The following is an 18,667-nucleotide window of genomic DNA, read 5'->3' on the forward strand; positions in this document are numbered from 1 at the left end:
CTTTCAACGGGTTACGGTCGTTACATAACGCGACGGGACGGTGACGGATCGATTACACGGCGCTGCGCCGGGCCGGCGCGCCGCCGATCTCGCGGGTGATTTTCGCGATGCATTCGTGCAGCGCGGGCACCACGTGTTCCTGCAGCCATTCGGGCGAACACTGGCTCGAGGCGCCGCCGCAGTTCACCGAGTAGCGCTGGCCCGACGGGCCGACGAAACCGGCCGCGACCGCGTTCAGCCCTTCGCGCCATTCGCCGATCGCGATCGCGTGGCCTGCACGCATCGCGTCCTCGAGACCGGGGTTCAGGCGCGCCGACACGTGCGGCCAGTCGTCACCGGCCGTCGCGCGCAGCGCGTCGAGCAGCGTGCGCCGCTCGTCGTCCTCCAGCGCCGCGAGATACGCGCGGCCGACCGCGGTGCGCGCGATGTCCATCCGCGAGCCGATCTCGAGGCGCGTGACGAGCACGGCCGAGCGTGGCCGGATCACGTCGATCGCGACCATGTCGAGCCGGTCGCGCACCGCGAGGTGCACCGACAGCGACGTGCGCTCGGCCAGCTCGATCATGAACGGCCGCGAGCGCGCGCGGATGTCGAAGTTGCGCAGGAAGCCGTGGCTCAGCTCCAGCACCGACGCGGTCAGCACGAAGCGTTCGCTGTCGGGCAGCTGGAACAGGAAGCCGGCGCTGACGAGCGTCGCCGTGATGCGCGACACGGTCGGCTTCGGGATGCCCGTCAATTCGGTCAGCTCGCGGTTGCTGACGGGGGCGTCGGCGGCCGCGATGCGGCGCAGCACGGCGAGGCCGCGCGCGAGCGCGGTGATCTCGTCCGGCGACGATTCGCGGTCCCGGGGCGCGGGAGGCGTTACAGATGTCGACACGAGGAATTCTCTCTATTTCCGAAACTCGATTTCAATTTTGTTGGTATCGTAAGATGATTGTCAAAAGATGCATGTTCCGTGGGTGAATCGTTCATCGTATGAGATTTTACGGGTTCACCCTTGGTTTATTAGGAAAGTACTCAAATGACCATTGCTGGAAAGTGCGGGAGCCGGTGCAAATACCGCTTGACTTGTCGGGCGGAAACGGAAAGAATGTCTCACGTTTTCGAAACATCGTTTCAGGAGTTTAACCGGCAACGGTGTTTCGCGCAGTCTCTCAGGTTCTAGCACGGCCCTCGGAATGGCTAGAACTTTTTTAGCGCCACGGTCTCCGTGGCGCTTTTTTTTGCCCGTCAAATCGGTGCGCAACAAAGTTCGCAGCAGCTGGGAAGAGCGGTTTCAGAAACATCGAAGTATGCCGCATCGCGGAAAGTTGTTGTTCGGCGCGCCATCTGGAGCGCTATTTCCTCATCAATGTGATGTCCGGCGTTCGACTGCCGCGGGGCCATCTGAAACGAATGATGGCGCGAGGCTGGGGGCGCAGCGCGCCGTGTGCAAGGCATTGCCCAGGTGGTCACGTAGATCCCATGATGCGCGTCCCCAGTGAAATACCGAGCGCCGATAGCGAAGCGTTGATCTTCTGCTGATCGCGTTCCCAACGCGACAGTGCGGCGTCGAACGCCGTGCCTCGCGCGAAAGCCTGCATCGCTTCGGCGAGTCCAACCGCATTGTCCGCCGCCTTTGCCACGCCGGCGGCGGTATGGGGGCGGACAAGGCAAGCAGCGTCGCCAAGCAGTACCGCGCGGCCGAACACCATTCGCTCGACGACAAGATCCTGAATTGCCTGTGCGAACGGCGCGTGCGTTGCGTTGACCAGCGCGGCGAGCGTCGGTGCGAGCAGGTTGCGGCCCGCGTCGACGAGTTCCGACCGATTGTCGTCGCGCATTGCACCGGGCGGCAGCGATCCGTCTCGCTGTGTGCCGTCCCGGGAAAGAAACAGTTCAGGTAGCTTGTCGTACGAGAGACGCCGGTACCACACCCAGTTCACGCGCCGTTTGCCGGGCTCGACGGTGCCATCGCGGCCTGGTACCAGGTAGGTCAGGAAGAGATGTGCGTCACCCTGCTGAAACGTAAAGCGGTTGCGCAGCACGCGAAGTACCTGATCGGGCAGGTCATGTTCGTCGACGAGCCCGCGCCACGCAACGTAACCCGCATAGGTGGGTTGCGTCTCGGGCAGCAGTTGCGCGCGCACGCCGGAGCGCCCGCCATCCGCGCCGACGAGCAGATCCGCGTGTTCTACCCGGCCGCTCGCGAAATGCGCGGTGATGCTCGCGCCATTGGAATCGAGTCGCTCGAACGTCTCGCCTGCATGGACGACGCCCGCTGGCAGTGCGCGCTTCAGCGCCGTATAGATCACATTCCACGCAGTCTGGGTTTGCGGCATGCGCATTTGCTGCACGATCCGGTCACCTTCGTCGAGATAGATCCGCTCGGTCGAATCCACGCCGGTATCGCCCGGCATCGGTACCCCGCCGAATGCGAACGCGCGGACGATCGGGGGCTGCAGGACGATGCCTCCGCCGCGGCTATCGAGCTCGCTTGGCGACTGTTCGAACACGCTGACGCGCCATCCTGCCGCACGCAGCGCAGTTGCCGTGAAGAGTCCGCCTACCGATCCGCCGATCACGAGTGCCCGCGGCCTCGATACGTCATTCATGAAGTGCTCCCGTTAGCCAGTGGATCGCGCGTACCGTGCGTCCGATTTCCTGCTGCCGCGATGCCGGTGCGCTGCGAATTCAACCTTCCCAGCTCTTCAGGAAATCGAGCAGCAGCGCGTTGACGCGTTCCGGCTGTTCTTCCTGCGGAAGGTGGCCGCATTGCGCGATGGGCTCGGCCCGAAGATGTGTCGCCATGCTTTCCCAGACGGATTTCATGTCGAACATCTTGCCGACCGCGTAGAAATCCTCACCCCAGATCGCCATGGTCGGGCATGCGATCTTCACATCGGCGTCGGCGAGATCCTGTTTGACGTCTTCCGCGTTCGCGCGGTAGTCGGCGAGTGCGCCACGTACGGCGCCGGGACGGCGATAGGCCCGGACATACGTGTCGAACGCTTCGCCGGAAATAGCGTGCGGGTTGTAGCACCAGTCGGAGAAGAAGTAGCTGAGCCACTCGGCTTCCTTGCCGGCGATCAGTGCTTCGGGCAGGTCCGCTACCTGATGAAACAGGAAGAACCAGTACGCGCGTGCCGTCTGGGCTGTCATGTTCTCCGCGACGATGCGGGTCGGCACGTTGTCCATCACGACAAGGCGCTCGAGGCGCTCGGGGAAGTCCTTCGCGAAGCGTGTCGCGACGCGTGCGCCGCGATCGTGCCCGACCAGCGCGATTCGGCCGATGCCAAGCGTGTCGAGCAATGCGACGAGATCGCGGGCCATGTTGCGTTTGTCGTAGCCGGCGGCCGGCTTGTCGGTTTCGCCGTAGCCGCGCAGGTCGGGCACGATGACGCGGTAGCGTTGTGCCAGGACGGGAATCTGGAAGCGCCATGCGAAGCTGGTTTCCGGGAAACCGTGCAGCAGGACCACGACAGGCCCGCTGCCCGCGTCGATGAAATGTTGTCGAATTCCGTTCGCAGTGACGGTGTGGTGAACGATCGAAGGCGTAGTGGTGGACATGTGTCGGTTCCCATTTCGGTTCGGACGACGCGCCATCGGAGCGACGTGCGCGCGAGTGCTGTCCGAGCATAGGCGAAGCAACATGGACAGTCGTATGAATTGTTCTGAATCGTCTTCCGGGTAGATGCGTTCCGGCAGGCGCGGGCCGTTTCATGACGATCAAGTTGTTCCTGGGAGGATCGCGACCTCAAATGCCCGATGTGAGCAGTGCGGCGAGTGGCGTCAGTGCGGCGTGCGCGCAAAAAAAAGCGCGACGCCCGCAATGGGCATCGCGCATGAACCGGCGTGGAGCGCCGACGAATGAAACGTGATGAAGAGAGGGAGGTGCGGTCAGGGAGGCCCCGATCAGGACCCCCGGCCGCTCAGGCCTTCGCGAGCTTGATGCTGGTCTGCTCGGCCGTCAGGTAGCCGACGCTGGCGCCGAAGCGGTCCTTGTAGTTCGCGCGCACGAGCGGGTCGAGCGTCGACTTGACCTTGTCGTGCAGCGGCGTCTCCCAGTCGCCCACGTGCTGGAAGTTGCTCATGATGTAGGTCCAGCCGTTGATCTCGTCGACCGCGTGCAGGCCCGTCGATTCGGCGCCGGCCGGGCACGACAGCACGCGCGCGAGCGACTTCGTGTCGACGTTGTACGCCCACAGGAAGTTGTTGACGTGCATGCCCGAGTCTTCGCCGATGAAGAGCGTGCGCAGCTTTTCGGAGAACTTCAGGTTGTCGGGGTTCGCGATCTTGTCCGGGTTCGCGAGGTTGCCGAGCGCGTCGGCCGCGGCGAGGTCCTCGCCGACGAGCGCGGCCGGCGCGCCCATGTCGACCGGCACCCATTCGCTGTCGATCGCGCCGCCCGACGTGTCGCGCTGGCCGGCCTTCAGGTTCAGCGCATAGACGGCGCCCGCGGCGATCTTCTTGTCCACCGCGACGTCGCGCGACACCGCGTTGCCCTTGACCATCGACGTCTCGATGCGCGACATCGCCGTGTAGACGATCTTGTCCTTCGCGTTCACCGTCGTGCCTTCGAGCTTCGTGAACGCCATGCTGCCGCCGATCAGCGCCGCATAGCGGTGCGTCTCGAGGAACGCGGCCGCCTTTTCCATCCCCGGCTTCACGCGCATCCAGTTGAACTTGCCGCCGAAGTGGATCTTCGTGTAGCTCGCGTCGTTCGGGTCGGTCGTCGTCAGGTCCATGATGTCCGACGCCTTCAGCGTGTTCGCGAGCGTCTCGATCTCGCTGCTCGTCGCGTGGCCGATCCTGATCCACGTCAGCGTCGCGCTGCCGGCGCCGGCGGACGACGTCTGGGTCCACTTCGCGACGTACAGCGTGCCGGCCGACAGGTCGGCCGCCTTGTCGGCGACGAACATGAACAGGCCGCCGTTGGTGGCGTCGTCACCCATCATCACGGTGCGCTGGTCCGGCATCACCTGGATCAGCTCGTGCGAGATGCGGCCGAGGCAGTAGTGCTTCTTCACCGTGCCGGTGCCGTCCGGGTTCACCGTGATCTCGGGCAGGTGGCCGTAGTGATAGGGGTTCGCCTTGGTCTCGTCGCCGAACGTGTTCTTGCTGAATGCCTTGAACTGCGCATCGGTCGCGGCCTTCGTCGCGTCCGGCTCGTATTCCTCGCTCGACAGGTGCGTGCCCCACGGCGACAGGCTCGCGCCGCAGGTGATCCACAGGCCGTGTGCGCTCGACGTATCGACGTTGTGATACTTGACGACCTTCAGCGCGCCGCTGGACGGATCCTGATCGAGCGTGATCACCGCGATCGGCGACGGCAGCTGGCCGTACTGCGATGCGCTCGCCTGGTCGCGCGTCGTGTATTCGAACTGCACGACCGCGAACACCGTGTTGCCCTTCACGCCGGCGACGTTCGCGTTCTTCAGCGTCAGCAGCGAGCTGCCGTCCGGGCAGTCCGAATAGAACTGGCGCTCCTTGCCGGCCACCGAGCGGTCGATGATCGGCTGGTTGTTGATGTCGTAGTAGCCGCCCGCGAGCGTCGTGCCGCCCTTGCCGTCCGGCACCATGTCGCCCGTCACGAAGAACGGCCGGTACGCCAGCTTGAAGTTGCGCGACGAGCCGTCCGAGAACGACACCGACAGCGTTGAGCCGACCGTCGTCGTGGCCATCGCGGCGGCGTTGTCGAGCGTGGGCGCGGCCATCGCCGAGAACGCCGCCGACGTGTACGCGGCGGCGGCCGGCGTCGCCGTCGGATTGTCGTCACCGCCGCAACCGGTCAGAAGAGCCGGCAGCGCGAGGCCGGAGAGGGGCAGCATGGGCGCGCCGACGAGGATCTTCAGGGCCTGACGACGGGAAGCATTGGGCAACGCGGGCATGTGGAGTCCAGTTTCAGATGTTGGAAGAATGGCCATCGCGAAGCAGGCTCGCAGCAAGCAAGGCGAAGGCAAGTTGAAAACTGGACCGAAGTGTAGGGATGCTAGATGAAAGTTTTTTGAATCGAAAACGTAATGATGCGTCGGGCGTCCGTCAGGTGTGCTGCCGGACGCCGGTTTCGTGCTTGATGGTGTTCAATCGCGCTCGGGCGTCGCCGAGATGCGGTGGATCGACAGGTCGGCGCCGTCGAATTCGGCTTCGCGATCGAGGCGCAGGCCGACCGTCGCCTTCAGCGCGCCATACACGAGCGTGCCGCCCGCGGTGGCGATCGCAATGCCGCCCAGCGTGCCGATGAGCTGCGACACGAACGACACGCCGCCGAGGCCACCGAACACGGGCTGCCCGAACACCCCGGCCGCGAGGCCGCCGAGCGCGCCGCACATCCCGTGCAGCGGCCACACGCCGAGCACGTCGTCGATGCGCCACTTGTTCTGCACGCAGGTGAACATCGCGACGAATACCGCGCCGGCCGCGGCCCCCGTGACGAGCGCACCGATCGGGTGCATCACGTCGGAGCCCGCACAGACCGCGACGAGGCCCGCGAGCGGGCCGTTGTACGTGAAGCCCGGATCGTTGCGGCCGGCCATCCACGCGGCGAGCGTGCCGCCGACCATCGCCATCAGCGAGTTCACGGCGACGAGGCCGCTGATCTTGTCGAGCGTCTGCGCGCTCATCACGTTGAAGCCGAACCAGCCGACCGCGAGCACCCACGCGCCGAGCGCGAGGAACGGAATGTTCGATGGCGGATGCGCGGCGATCCGGCCGTCCTTCGCATAGCGGCCGTGGCGTGCGCCGAGCAGCAGCACGGCCGGCAGCGCGACCCAGCCGCCGAATGCGTGCACGACGACCGAGCCCGCGAAATCGTGGAACGGCGCGCCGAACGCATGCGTGAGCCAGTCCTGCACGCCGAAGCGGGCGTTCCATGCAATCCCTTCGAAGAACGGATAGATGAAGCCGACGATGATCAGCGTCGCGACGAGCTGCGGATTGAATTTCGCGCGCTCCGCGATGCCGCCGGACACGATCGCGGGGATGGCCGCCGCGAACGTCAGCAGGAAGAAGAAGCGCACGAGCGCGTAGCCGTTGTGCTGCGACAGCGTGCCGATGTCGTCGAAGAACTCGACGCCGTACGCGATCGTGTAGCCGATGAAGAAGTACGCGAGCGTCGACACCGAGAAGTCGACCAGGATCTTCACGAGCGCGTTGACCTGGTTCTTCTTGCGGACCGTGCCGAGCTCGAGGAATGCAAAGCCCGCGTGCATCGCGAGCACCATGACGGCGCCGATCAACAGGAACAGTGTATCGACGCCGGATTTCAGACCATCCATGCCGTGGCTTCCTTGCGCAAAAAATGGGCGAGGAATGCAAGTATCGAGCCAACTTGGTGAATCGCTGCGTGCAAATGGTGCGAAAGGCCGCGCGGAGCGGTATTCCGGTGAAGCATGCACAGTCGCGGGGCGGGCCGGCTGCGGCGGAAGGGGCGCAACGGGTGCACGTGCGTGGTGCGAAGCGTGCGCATCTGGTGCGTGCGACGCGCGGCGCGGTGCGGCGTGGTGCGCCGCGGTGCACCGGTCTGGCGCGTCAGCGGCGCGCGAACAGCGTGCGTGGCCGCCGCAGCCGCAGCGCGCAGGCGGACCAGTAGGCGGCGACGGCCGCGAGCCCGAGTGCCGCGAACGTGAGCGCGGCGACGCCCGCGTGCGACTGGCCGTCGCCGTCGGGGCCGAGGATGCCTTGCGCGACGATCAGCGCGGCCGTCCAGAAGCCGATCACCGCTTGCGCGAGCAGGCGCGCGCACGCCACGCGGCGCGGACGCCCGACGGCACGCAGGCGCGTCGCGGACGGCGAGCGAAGACACAGAAACAGGGTGGCGGCGAGCACGGCGGCCAGCGCGATGAACCAGTCGATGAGGAAAGCCATGGAGAAGCGGGAAGCGGACGGAGCGGATGGAAGGCTGCCCACTTTAGTGTCGGCGCGCGCGCGATTGAATCAGACGAATCCGAAATTGAAAGGCATTTTTAATCGGGAGTGGTCAGTGGCCCTGTTCCACAAGCGGTATCATCGGCATCGGTCCAACCATTCAGGCCGTGCAGCGCACGGCCGGAGATTGCTGATGAAGATGAAGACTTCGCGGGCGCGTCGCGTGCCCGGTTCCCTGCTGGCGGCCGCGGCCGTCGGTGCGGTGCTGTTGCTCGCAGGCTGCGAGAAGTCCGGCACGCCGGCCCAGCAAGCCGATACGGCCGCGAGCGCGGCCGCCGATGCCGCCAACAACGCGGCCAAGGCGCTCGACCAGGTGGCGAGCACCGTCAACCAGCAGCTCAATGCCGCGAAGGCCGGCATCGCGAGTGCGGCCTCGGCCGTGCCGCCGCTGTCCGCGAGCGGCCTCGCGTCGGCCGCGCAGGCGCAGTTCGATGCGGCCGCGTCCGCGGTCGTCGCGCATGCGGCGTCCGAAGCGGGCGCGAAAATGGCGGAGGCCGGCAAGAAGCTGCAGCAGTGGAGCCAGCAGAATGCGTCCGGCGCGAAACCTGCCAGCGGCGAGTAACCCGGCACTTGCGCAATCCGTGAAATGTAATTATAGTAGTTACACATTGTCGCCGGCTGCCGTTCGGGCCGGCGTCGCCAGGTGAGTGAGGAATGAATACCAGCAGCCGGTTCGCGTTTGCCGTTCACGTGCTTGCCTTGCTGTCGATGCAGGAAGGCGCGCCGCTGTCGTCCGACATCATCGCGGGCAGCGTGAACACGAATCCGGCGCTGATTCGCCGTCTGCTGTCGATGCTGGCGGCCGCGGGGTTGACCACGTCGCAGCTCGGCGCGGGCGGCGGTGCGCTGCTGGCGCGCGAGCCGGGCAAGATCACGCTGCTCGACGTGTATCGCGCGGTCGACGATGCGCAGTTGTTCGCACTGCATCGCGAGGCGCCGAATCCCGCGTGTCTCGTCGGGCGGCACATCCAGGGCGTGCTGATCGACTACATCGGCGACGCGCAGCGCGCGATGGAAGCATCGCTTGCCACGCGCACGCTCGCGGACGTCACGGCCGACGTGCTCGAATCGGAGCATCGCAGCCGGCCCGCGGGAAGCGCCGGCGGGTGACAGGCGGCGGATGATGCAGGGCAGGAGGCCGGGCGGCGCGCACGCGCGGCGGCCGGCACGACGGAGTTTCGCTCCGTTTTTTTTCGGTCTTATATGTAATCACTTTAGTTACTTTTTCTTTCTGGAGAATCGACATGACGCAACGTACCCTGAACATCGCACTGTTTGGCGCCACCGGGATGATCGGTTCGCGCATCGCCGCGGAAGCCGCGCGCCGCGGCCATCGTGTGACCGCGCTGTCGCGCCACCCGGGCGCATCCGGCGACGGCATCGTCGCGAAGGCGGCCGACCTGTTCGATGCGGCCAGCATCGCGGCCGCGCTGCCGGGTCACGACGTCGTCGCGAGCGCGTACGGTCCGAAGCAGGACGATGCCGCGAAGGTCGTCGCGGCGGCAAAGGCGCTGGTTGCCGGCACGCGTCAGGCGGGCCTGAAGCGGCTCGTGGTGGTGGGCGGCGCCGGTTCGCTCGAAGTCGCGCCGGGCAAGCAGCTGGTCGACACCGAAGGCTTCCCGGACGCGTACAAGGCGGTCGCGCTCGCGCACCGCGATGCGGTCGACTATCTGGAAACGGTCGGCGATCTCGACTGGACGTTCTTCGCGCCGGCCGCCCTGATCGCGCCGGGCGAGCGCACGGGCACGTTCCGTACGGGCGTTGGCAAGCTGATCGTGGACGCGCAGGGCAACAGCAAGATCTCGGCGGAAGACTACGCGGTCGCGTTCGTCGATGCGCTCGAGCAAGACAGCTTCGTGCGCGAGATCGCGACGGTCGCGTATTGAGCGACATCGCGGCGAGGCGGTGCGCGAGCGCCGCATTCGACGTGAGCATCCGTCAGCGCCCGGCTGCCACTGCGGTCGCAACGACTTCAGGCGATTCCACCTCGACGGGCGGAATCGCCTGTTTCATTTGGGGTGCCGCTTATCGACAGGCCGGCGCGCGCGGGATTCCGCGCATCGCGGCGTATCCCTGGTTGATTGGTATTTATCCCGGTCGACGCCGCGCAGCGGTTTCCATATCGTTCCCCGTCATGCACGATGCATAGAAAAAATTTCTATCTACGAAGGACTGGGTAAATGGATGCCATCGATCGCAAGCTGCTGGAGCTGTTGCAGGCAGATGCCACATTGCCGATCGCGGAACTCGCGCAGCGCGTGAACCTGTCGCAGACGCCCTGCTGGAAGCGCGTGCAGCGGCTCAAGGAAACCGGCGCGATCCGTGCGCAGGTCGCGCTGTGCGATCCACGCAAGCTCGGGGTCGGCACGACCGTGTTCGTCGCGATTCGCACGAACCAGCACACCGAGGAGTGGGCGCAGCGTTTCACTCAGGCCGTGCGCGACATGCCGGAAGTCGTCGAGGTGTACCGGATGAGCGGCGAGACCGACTATCTGCTGCGGGTCGTGGTGGCCGGCATCGATGATTACGATCGCGTGTACAAGCAGCTGATCCGCGCGGTGCCGCTGTTCGACGTGAGTTCGTCGTTCGCGATGGAGCAGATCAAGTATTCGACCGCGCTGCCGGTGCGCGATCTGTCCGAACCGGCGTAGTGCGGTACGGCGGCTCGCACAGAGCGCGCCGTCGTCGTTATTCCGCTCAGCGGCCGCGCGCCAGCGCCCGGGCGCGTTCGTCCGCCAGCGCGTCGCTCCGCACGAACTCCGCGACGAACGGGCTGGCCGGATGATGGTGCAGCGCGTACGGCGTGTCCCATTGCGCGAGCCGGCCATCCTTCATCACGCCGATCCGGTCGGCGATCGCGAACGCTTCCGCCTGGTTGTGCGTGACGAGGATCGCGGTATGACCCGTGCGCTTCAGGATGTCGCGCAGTTCGAACGCGAGCCGCTCGCGCGTATCGACATCGAGATTCGAGAACGGCTCGTCGAGCAGCAGCAGCTCCGGCGACGGCGCAAGCGCGCGGGCAAGGGCGACGCGCTGCTGCTGGCCGCCCGACAGTTCGTGCGGATACGCGCTGCCCGCATCGGCGAGACCGACGAGTTCGAGCATGTCCGCGACGCGGGTGCGCCGTTCGGCCTTCGGCATGCGCCGCAGGCCGAACGCGACGTTGTCGGCCGCGCTCAGGTGCGGAAACAGCGCATAGTCCTGGAACATCATCCCGATGCGCCGCCGCTCGGGCGGCACGTCGAGCGACGGCGCCGCGACGGGCGTGCCGTCCAGCACGATGCGCCCCATGCGCACGGGCTCGAAGCCCGCGATCGCGCGCAGCACGGTGGTCTTGCCGCAGCCCGAGGCGCCGAGCAGGCAGCCGATGTCGCCGCGCGGCAGCGCGAGGCTCAGCCCGTCGACCACCGTGCGGCGGCCGGGCGGCGTGTCGTAGGCGACGCAGAGGTCGTCGAGTTCGAGCAGGTTCACGATGTCAGGCTCCGATCTTGTGACGGGTGCGCGCGAGCAGGATCACGGGCACGAGCCCGGCCAGCACGATCGCGAGCGCGGCGACCGCGCCTTCCTCATAGGTGCCGCGCGCGGCTTCCGCATACAGCCAGGTTGCGAGCGTGTCGAAATTCAGCGGGCGCAGCAGCAGGGTCGCCGGCAACTCCTTCATCGCGTCGACGAAGACGAGCAGGGCGCTCGTCGTGAGCGCGGGTCGCAGCAGCGGCAGGTGCACGCGGCGCAGCGTGCCGCCGGCCGTCTCGCCGAGCGAGCGCGCGGCCTGTTCGAGCGACGGCGGAATGCGCGCGAGGCCGGCTTCGATGCTGCCGGTCGAGATCGCGAGAAAGCGCACGGTGTACGCGATCACGAGCGCGGCCGCCGAACCCATCAGCAACAGCCCGTCTCGGCCGAGCGCCGCGCCGAGCAGCCGGTCGGCCGCCGCGAACGGGATCAGCAGGCCGATCGCGAGCACGGTGCCCGGCACCGCGTAGCCGAGGCAAGCGATGCGTGCACACACGCGGGCCGGCCCCGCAGGTGCGCTGTCGCGCCGCGCGCGTGCCGCCCATGCGACAACGAGCCCGCAGGCAAGTGTGGTGACGGTCGCGGCGGCGGCGATCGTCAGCGTGTTCGCGAGCCCGGTCAGCAATTGCGTCGACACGCCGCCGACGAGATGCAGCCGCTTGCCGGTCTCGACCGCGAGGTACGCGGCCGGCGCGCCGAAGCCGATGAGTACCGGCAGCCAGCCGAGCGCGGCGGCGCTCCATGCGGCCGCGCCCGTCAGCTTGCGCGGCGCGACCGGGCGCATGCGCCGGCCGTGCGCGTAGCGCTGGCGGCGGCGCCCATAGCGTTCGAGCACGATCATGCCGACGACGATCGCGAGCATCGCGAGCGCGATCTGCGCGGCGCCGGCGAGATCGGAGCGCGTGATCCACGTCGTGTAGACCGATACGGTCAGCGTCTGCACGCCGAGGAATTCCGACGCGCCGATGTCGTTCAGCGTTTCGAGCAGCGCGAGGCTCACGCCGACCGCGATCGCGGGCCGCGCGAGCGGCACGACGACGCGCCAGAATGTCGCGATACGTCCCGCGCCGAGCGTGCGCGCGGCTTCGAGCAGGCTCGCGGACTGCGTGACGAACATCGCGCGGGTGCTCAGGTACACGTATGGATACAGCACGAAGCCGAGCACGAAGATCGCACCGGGCAGCGAGCGCAGGTCGGGCAGGCGGAACTGGCGCGGGCTGTCGAAGCCGAGCAGCCAGCGGATCGCGCCCTGCACGGGGCCAATGGGGTGGAGCAGGTCGAGATACGCGAACGCGACGATATAGGTGGGCACCGCGAGCGGCAGCAGCAGCGCCCAGGTCAGTATCCGGCGGCCGGGAAAGTCGTACGCGGTGACGAGCCAGGCGCAGCCGGTACCGACCACCGTGACGATCGCGCCGACGCCCGCGAGCAGCAGCAGCGTATTGGCGAGTGCCTGCGGCAGCACGAACGCGCCGAGATGCTTCCAGTGCGCGAGATCGGCGCCGAACGCGGCGGCGACCAGCACCGCGAGCGGCGCCGCGACCGCCGCGGCGATCGCGACGGCCGCGCCGAGCCAGAGGCTGCCCGCGCGCGAACGCAACGGCCGGCGGCGCGCGCGGACGGACGATGCCTCAGTTGTCAAAGCCGACCTTGTCGACGAGTTGGCTGGCCGCCTTGCGGTGCTTCGCGATGTCGGCCAGCGGCAGCGGGTCGACCTTCAGCGTGCCGAAGCTCGCGATCACCGGATCGAGTTTCACGTTCGCGCGCACCGGGTATTCGTAGTTCGCCTGCGCATAAAGCGCCTGCGCTTGCGGCGACACGAGGTACTCGAGCAGCTTCACCGCGTTGGCCTTGTGCGGCGCGTGCTTCGCGACCGTCGCGCCGCTGATGTTGACGTGCGTGCCGCCGCTCTTCGCGTTCGCGAACGTCGGCCGCACGACCTTGATCGCGTCGCCCCACTTGCGCGCATCGGTGCCCGGCTCCGCGTTCTTCATGTGACCGACGTAATACGCGTTGGCGAGGCCGACGTCGCAGATCCCGCCGAGAATGTCGCGCGCGACGTCGCGGTCGCCGCCCGTCGCCTTGCGCGCGAGGTTCGCCTTCACGCCGCGCAGCCACTTTTCGGTCGCGGCCTCGCCGTCGTGCGCGATCATCGCCGCGACGAGTGCCGTGTTGTACGGATGCTGCCCCGAGCGGATGCAGACCTTGCCCTTCCATTTCGGATCGGCGAGATCCTCGTAGCGGAACGCGTCGACCTTCAGGTCCTTCTCCACATACAGCACGCGATCGCGCAGCGACAGCGCGTACCAGTCGCCCTGCGCGCCGCGCAGGTTCGCGGGAATCGCGTCGTCGAGCACCTTCGAGCGCACCGGCTGCGCGAGCCCGCCGTCGACGAGGTCGAGCAGGTTGCCGATGTCGACCGTCATCAGCACGTCGGCCGGCGACTGCGCGCCTTCCGCCTTCACGCGCTCGAGCAGGCCGTCCTTCACGAATACCGTGTTGACCTTGACGCCGCTCTGCTGCGTGAACGCGTCGATCAGCGGCTGGATCAGCTTCGGTTCGCGGGTGGTGTACAGGCTCACTTCCTCGGCGGCGTGGGCCAGCGGCGCGAATGCGGCGGCGGCAAGGGAGAGGGCGCCGGCGAGCGGCAGCAGGCGGGTGCGCGGATTCGACATGGAGACTCCGGTGAGGCAGGCGGACGAAGAGGCGTTCCGGGGCGTGCCTGCCGCCCGAGCGACCCGAAACATTACAAAACGAAAGATTTCGGATTCTAGATTGAAATGGGAATGATTATCAAATGAAAGGTGACGGAAAGCTGGACGGAAGGCGGGATGAGGGGGGGCGTAACGGGGCGTCGCGGCGCGGGCGCAAGCGCGTAGAATGCCCGCTTCAACGAATTCGACGGAGCAGGACCGACCATGAACGATCAGCGCAAGAAGAACCCTGTCCGCAACGTGAGCATCCTGATCGTCGTGGCCGTGCTGCTCGTGATCGGGACGATCGCGTACAACGCGATCTCGCAGAAGCACGCGTACGACGAGGCCCATCCGGCCGAGGCCGCGAGCGCCGCGTCGCACTGACGCCGGCACGGCCGGCATGATCGCCGCGGCCCGGTTGACTGGGGCGCAAGCGACGTGCGGGAACGGCGGGAGGAGCAGGGAAGCGGCGGACGACGCGCGATGCGCCGCGTCGCGCCGGGACAGACGCGGGCGCCGGACCCGGCGCGCCGCATGGAAAGGTCAGTCGTGCGTCACCGTGACGCAGGTGCGAACTTCGGGCGGATCCGTGCGTAGAACACGACCGCGAGCAGTACGAGCCATCCCGCGCCGACGTAGAGCGCGACGCGCGTGTCATCGAACCAGCCGAGCATCACGATCACGAAACCCATGAACGCGATCGTCAGCGCGGGCGCGACGGGCCACAGCGGCACCTTGAACTTCAGCGCGGCGACTTCCGCGCTCGACAGGCGACGGCGCATCGCAACCTGCGACAGCAGGATCATCAGCCACACCCACACGGTCGCGAACGTCGCGATCGCCGCGACCACCAGGAACACGTCCTTCGGCATCAGGTAGTTCAGCACCACGCCGACCAGCAGCGCGCCGGCCATCACGAGCACCGTGACCCACGGCACGCCGTGCCGCGACGTCGTCATCAGCACGCGCGGCGCCTGGCCCTGCCGCGCCATCCCGAACATCATCCGGCCCGCGCCGAAGATGTCGCTGTTGATCGCCGAGATCGCCGCGCTGATCACCACGAGGTTGAGGATCGTCGCGGCCGACTTCACGCCGAGCGCCGAGAAGATCTGCACGAACGGGCTGCCGTCGCTGCCGACGCCGGTCCACGGGCTGATCGACATCAGCACGACCATCGTCAGCACGTAGAACAGCAGGATGCGCGCGGGCACCGCGTTGATCGCGCGCGGAATCACGCGCTCCGGATCCTTCGCCTCGCCGGCGCTCATCCCGATCACCTCGATGCCGCCGTACGCGAAGATCACGACCGACAGCGAGGCGATCAGCCCGCCGATCCCGTTCGGGAAGAAACCGCCATGGTTCCACAGGTTCGCGAATGTCGGCACGTCGGCCGAATGGCCGAAGTGCATGCCGGTCAGCAGGATCGCGACGCCGCCGCCGATCATCGCGACGATCGCGCCGACCTTGATGATCGACAGCCAGAATTCGAGCTCGCCGAACACCTTCACGTGGCACAGGTTCAGCCCGCAGATGACCGCGACGACGCCGAGCACCCAGATCCATTGCGGCACATCCGGAAACCAGAAGCTCATGTAGATGCCGAACGCGGTGATGTCGGCGATCGCGACGATCACCATTTCGAGCGTGTAGGTCCAGCCGGTGACGAAGCCGGCGAACGGGCCGAGGTTTTCGGTCGCGTAGTGGCCGAACGAGCCGGCGACGGGTTCGCGCACGGCCATCTCGCCGAGCGCGCGCATCACCATGTAGACGGCCGCGCCGCCCAGGATGTAGGCCAGGATCACCGCCGGGCCCGCGAGCTGGATCGCGGACGCCGAGCCGTAGAACAGGCCGGTGCCGATCGCCGAGCCCAGCGCGAGAAAGCGGATGTGCCGTGCGCTCAGATGGCGCTGCAAGTTCTTCATCGAGTCTCCGATATCGTTATGCGACGGACCGGGGGAGCAGGGCCGGCCCGGTCGGCTCAAGTTGTCTATACAACTTGAATGTGAACGAATGATAACAAGCCCGGCCATGTGACCGGAATCGGGTATTCCCTGACTGGCGCAACCGGTTGAATCGCGGGTGGGACAAACGCGCGGCGCGCGCACGGGCCGCGGGGGGCGGGTGGGTCATGCTGCGGAACGGTATTGCGGGAGCGGGGAAGCGGTGGAGCGCCGCCGGCCGGCCCGCTTGCATGCGCGGCCGGCCGGCGGCGGGAACGACGTCATGCGGTCATGCGGGCAGGCGGATGACGCTCGCGTCCTTGCGGATCAGCAGCGACGACGCGAGCATCTGCTTGCACTGGTGCGCGAGCACCTTCAGGTCGTGCGTGAGCTCGGCGCCCACCGCGTCGGATTTTTCCGCGGACACGACCATCGCGTCGAGGTCGCGCGTGATCTGCTTCGTCGCGTCGAGCTGGTCGGCCGGCGGCGGCTCGCCGGCTTCCGCCTTCTCGAGGTTCTCCAGCACGGCGGACAGGCCGCGGTGCAGCGCGTCGTCGTGGACGAGGCTCTCGTCGGCCGCGCACGCGCTGCGGATCAGCGGCGCAGCGGCGGTGATCTGTGCGCCGAGCACGTGCGTCTGCACGAGCAGGTCGTTCAGCTCCGGCACGAAGCGCTGGTGCGCCTTCGGCTCGATCATCATCCGCTGGAACGCCTGGCCGAGGTTCGCGAACGCGATGTGCACGTCCTTGCGCGCGAGGCGGTAGCGGTAGTCGTCGTCGAGGGCGGTGGTGGGTGCTTCGATCGCGGCGGCGATGACCGGCACGACCGCCGCGCCGTCGGCGGTCGGCACGGGCGGCGGCGATGCGCCGCGTCCGGCGCGCCACACGGCCTCGAAATACTTGCGGGTCGACGTCAGCATGTCGGTGACGAGCTTGCCCATCAGCCGGTATTCCCAGTACGGGAACAGGCGGCTCGCGGCGATCGCGATCATGCAGCCGACCACGGTGTCGATCGCGCGCTCGCCGATGATCCGCATGCTGCCCGGCGCGAGCAGGTGGAACATCAGCAGCACGTACGACGACGTGAACACGACGCTCGCCGCGTAGTTGAACAGCAGCAGGCTGTAGCTCATCACCATCGAGCCGAACATGATCGCGATCAGCAGGTGCGGCTCCTTCACCGTGTAGATCAGCGCGATGCTCGCTGCGCAGCCGATCAGCGTGCCGACGATCCGCTGCGCATTGCGCTGCTTGGTGAGCGAGTAGCCGGGCTTCAGGATGATGATGGTCGTCATCACGATCCAGTATGCGTTCGTGAGCGGCAGCAGCCGGCCGAGCCAGAAGCCGACCGCCACCGCGATCGTCACGCGCAGCGCGTGGCGAAAGCTCGGCGAGCGCATGTTCAGGTTCGAGAAGATCAGGAGCGGCGACATCCGGCGCCGCTGCAGGAAGCGCGTGAGCGCCTTGTCGATCTTCAGTTCCATCTGCTGCGGGTCGGCGTGGCCCGACAGGTTGCGGCGCATCCGGTCGATCAGGCGCGTCGCGCTCCAGATGCGCCGGAACGTCGCGAGCACGGCCGCGTACGCTTCCGCATTGCTGGCCGGGAAGTTCTTCTTGCGCATCAGCTCGATCTCGTACTCGATCGCGCGCAGTTCGGCCTTCACGCTGATTCGCGAATGCGGCGCGCGGTTTTCGAGCACCGCGAGGCCGATCTGCTCGAGATCGGCGGCTGCCTTGCGGATCAGGTCGCGGTAGAAAATGATCAGGTCCGAGCCGCCGAACGTGTTGCGCACGAGCGGATAGTCGGTGTGCGCACCGACGAACAGCTCGTGCAGGTCGACGCTGTTGATGAACAGGTTGTACATCGTCGCGCGGCCGGGATCGAGCTTGCCGCGACGCAGCTTCGGCAGATTGCGCAGCACGATGTCGCGCGCGGTTTCCTGCGTTTCGACCGCGGTGATCTGCTTCGCGACGAGGTTGCGGTAGCACTCGTCGAGATCGGCGTCGAGATCGTAGAACTGCGCGCGCGCGAGCAGGTAGTCGGCGCATGCGAACAGGCTTTCGGCAAGCGCCTGCTGTTCGATCCGGCGCGCCTGCCATTGCGACACGAGCGTCGCCCAGTACGTGTACCAGAGGCCGCCCGCGAGAATCCAGCCCGCGTTGACGAACGCCTGCAGCGGCGTGAAGTTCTCCTCGAGCGTCATCACCATCATGAACAGCGTCGCGAAGCTGATCTGCGGCCAGCGGTTGCCGTAGACGACGATCAGCGACAGCACGAACGTGAGCGGCACGATCGTCAGCCACAGCCCGAAGATGTTCGGGGTGGCGAGGCCGGTCGCGAGCGCGGCCAGGAAGCCGATCACGCTGCACGCGAGCATTTCGTTGTGCTTGTACTTCAGCGGGCCCGGCATGTCGACGACGCACGCGCCGAGCGCGCCGGTCGAGATCGTGAAGCCGAGCTCGCGGTTGTGAAACACGATCAGGCACAGCACGGCCGGCAGCGACACGCCGACCGCGATCCGCAGGCCGCCGAAAAAGTACTGGCTGTAGAGAAACTTTCTGATTTCGACCGAATAGCGCATCGATGGGCTGAATGACAGACGAAGACGCCGGGGCG

Annotated in this window: 16 protein-coding genes; 5 read left to right on the forward strand and 11 right to left on the reverse strand. The window is 66.9% G+C overall.

Features of this window, described 5'->3' with window-relative positions:
• Window positions 1–52 precede the first annotated feature (52 nt).
• From LMA02_RS05595 to LMA02_RS05620, 6 genes are all read right to left on the reverse strand, one after another.
• On the reverse strand, window positions 53–877 hold the full coding sequence (locus LMA02_RS05595) for an IclR family transcriptional regulator (protein ID WP_228907205.1): 825 nt from the start codon (window positions 875–877) through the stop codon (window positions 53–55).
• Between the two features lie 574 nt (window positions 878–1,451).
• Window positions 1,452–2,594: an FAD binding domain-containing protein gene (locus tag LMA02_RS05600; RefSeq protein ID WP_228907206.1), complete on the reverse strand. Its 1,143-nt coding sequence runs from the start codon at window positions 2,592–2,594 to the stop codon at window positions 1,452–1,454.
• A gap of 79 nt (window positions 2,595–2,673) precedes the next feature.
• Complete coding sequence (locus LMA02_RS05605) at window positions 2,674–3,549, reverse strand: alpha/beta fold hydrolase (RefSeq protein WP_175661862.1); 876 nt, start codon at window positions 3,547–3,549, stop codon at window positions 2,674–2,676.
• Between the two features lie 362 nt (window positions 3,550–3,911).
• Complete coding sequence (locus LMA02_RS05610) at window positions 3,912–5,870, reverse strand: PhoX family protein (protein ID WP_228907207.1); 1,959 nt, start codon at window positions 5,868–5,870, stop codon at window positions 3,912–3,914.
• Window positions 5,871–6,062: 192 nt separating this feature from the next.
• Window positions 6,063–7,256 (reverse strand): ammonium transporter, encoded by a 1,194-nt coding sequence (locus tag LMA02_RS05615; protein ID WP_228907208.1) that lies wholly within the window; start codon window positions 7,254–7,256, stop codon window positions 6,063–6,065.
• Between the two features lie 253 nt (window positions 7,257–7,509).
• Window positions 7,510–7,845 carry a hypothetical protein gene (locus LMA02_RS05620; protein ID WP_228907209.1) on the reverse strand — a complete coding sequence of 112 codons (336 nt, stop codon included), beginning with the start codon at window positions 7,843–7,845 and terminating at the stop codon, window positions 7,510–7,512.
• A 193-nt stretch (window positions 7,846–8,038) separates the two neighbouring features.
• Here LMA02_RS05620 and LMA02_RS05625 point away from each other — a divergent pair, with 193 nt between their 5' ends.
• From LMA02_RS05625 to LMA02_RS05640, 4 genes are all read left to right on the forward strand, one after another.
• Complete coding sequence (locus tag LMA02_RS05625) at window positions 8,039–8,467, forward strand: hypothetical protein (protein ID WP_228907210.1); 429 nt, start codon at window positions 8,039–8,041, stop codon at window positions 8,465–8,467.
• A 92-nt stretch (window positions 8,468–8,559) separates the two neighbouring features.
• Window positions 8,560–9,015: an Rrf2 family transcriptional regulator gene (locus LMA02_RS05630; protein ID WP_011656425.1), complete on the forward strand. Its 456-nt coding sequence runs from the start codon at window positions 8,560–8,562 to the stop codon at window positions 9,013–9,015.
• Between the two features lie 134 nt (window positions 9,016–9,149).
• Entirely contained in the window at window positions 9,150–9,791 is a 642-nt protein-coding gene (locus tag LMA02_RS05635; protein WP_228907211.1) for an NAD(P)-dependent oxidoreductase, read from the forward strand.
• A gap of 294 nt (window positions 9,792–10,085) precedes the next feature.
• Window positions 10,086–10,556: an Lrp/AsnC family transcriptional regulator gene (locus LMA02_RS05640; RefSeq protein ID WP_006754321.1), complete on the forward strand. Its 471-nt coding sequence runs from the start codon at window positions 10,086–10,088 to the stop codon at window positions 10,554–10,556.
• A gap of 46 nt (window positions 10,557–10,602) precedes the next feature.
• Here LMA02_RS05640 and LMA02_RS05645 read toward each other — a convergent pair whose 3' ends face one another.
• Genes LMA02_RS05645 through LMA02_RS05655 form a run of 3 tightly spaced genes read right to left on the reverse strand, consistent with a single transcriptional unit; the run spans window position 10,603 to window position 14,090 of the window.
• The gene (locus tag LMA02_RS05645; RefSeq protein ID WP_228907212.1) at window positions 10,603–11,376 is read right to left on the reverse strand and encodes an ABC transporter ATP-binding protein; all 774 of its coding nucleotides are present in this window, start codon (window positions 11,374–11,376) and stop codon (window positions 10,603–10,605) included.
• A gap of 4 nt (window positions 11,377–11,380) precedes the next feature.
• The gene (locus LMA02_RS05650) at window positions 11,381–13,057 is read right to left on the reverse strand and encodes an ABC transporter permease (RefSeq protein WP_228907213.1); all 1,677 of its coding nucleotides are present in this window, start codon (window positions 13,055–13,057) and stop codon (window positions 11,381–11,383) included.
• Entirely contained in the window at window positions 13,047–14,090 is a 1,044-nt protein-coding gene (locus tag LMA02_RS05655) for a Fe(3+) ABC transporter substrate-binding protein (RefSeq protein ID WP_228907214.1), read from the reverse strand. The genes LMA02_RS05650 and LMA02_RS05655 overlap by 11 nt, the downstream gene beginning before the upstream one ends.
• A 243-nt stretch (window positions 14,091–14,333) precedes the next feature.
• Between LMA02_RS05655 and LMA02_RS05660 the strand changes: the two genes are divergently transcribed.
• Entirely contained in the window at window positions 14,334–14,495 is a 162-nt protein-coding gene (locus LMA02_RS05660; protein WP_006754390.1) for a hypothetical protein, read from the forward strand.
• 170 nt (window positions 14,496–14,665) lie between these two features.
• Here LMA02_RS05660 and LMA02_RS05665 read toward each other — a convergent pair whose 3' ends face one another.
• On the reverse strand, window positions 14,666–16,033 hold the full coding sequence (locus LMA02_RS05665) for an amino acid permease (RefSeq protein WP_175655998.1): 1,368 nt from the start codon (window positions 16,031–16,033) through the stop codon (window positions 14,666–14,668).
• A gap of 307 nt (window positions 16,034–16,340) precedes the next feature.
• Window positions 16,341–18,632: an FUSC family protein gene (locus tag LMA02_RS05670; protein WP_228907215.1), complete on the reverse strand. Its 2,292-nt coding sequence runs from the start codon at window positions 18,630–18,632 to the stop codon at window positions 16,341–16,343.
• Window positions 18,633–18,667 lie beyond the last annotated feature (35 nt).

The sequence above is a fragment of the Burkholderia sp. B21-005 genome, assembly GCF_020843965.1.
GTDB lineage: Bacteria > Pseudomonadota > Gammaproteobacteria > Burkholderiales > Burkholderiaceae > Burkholderia > Burkholderia ambifaria.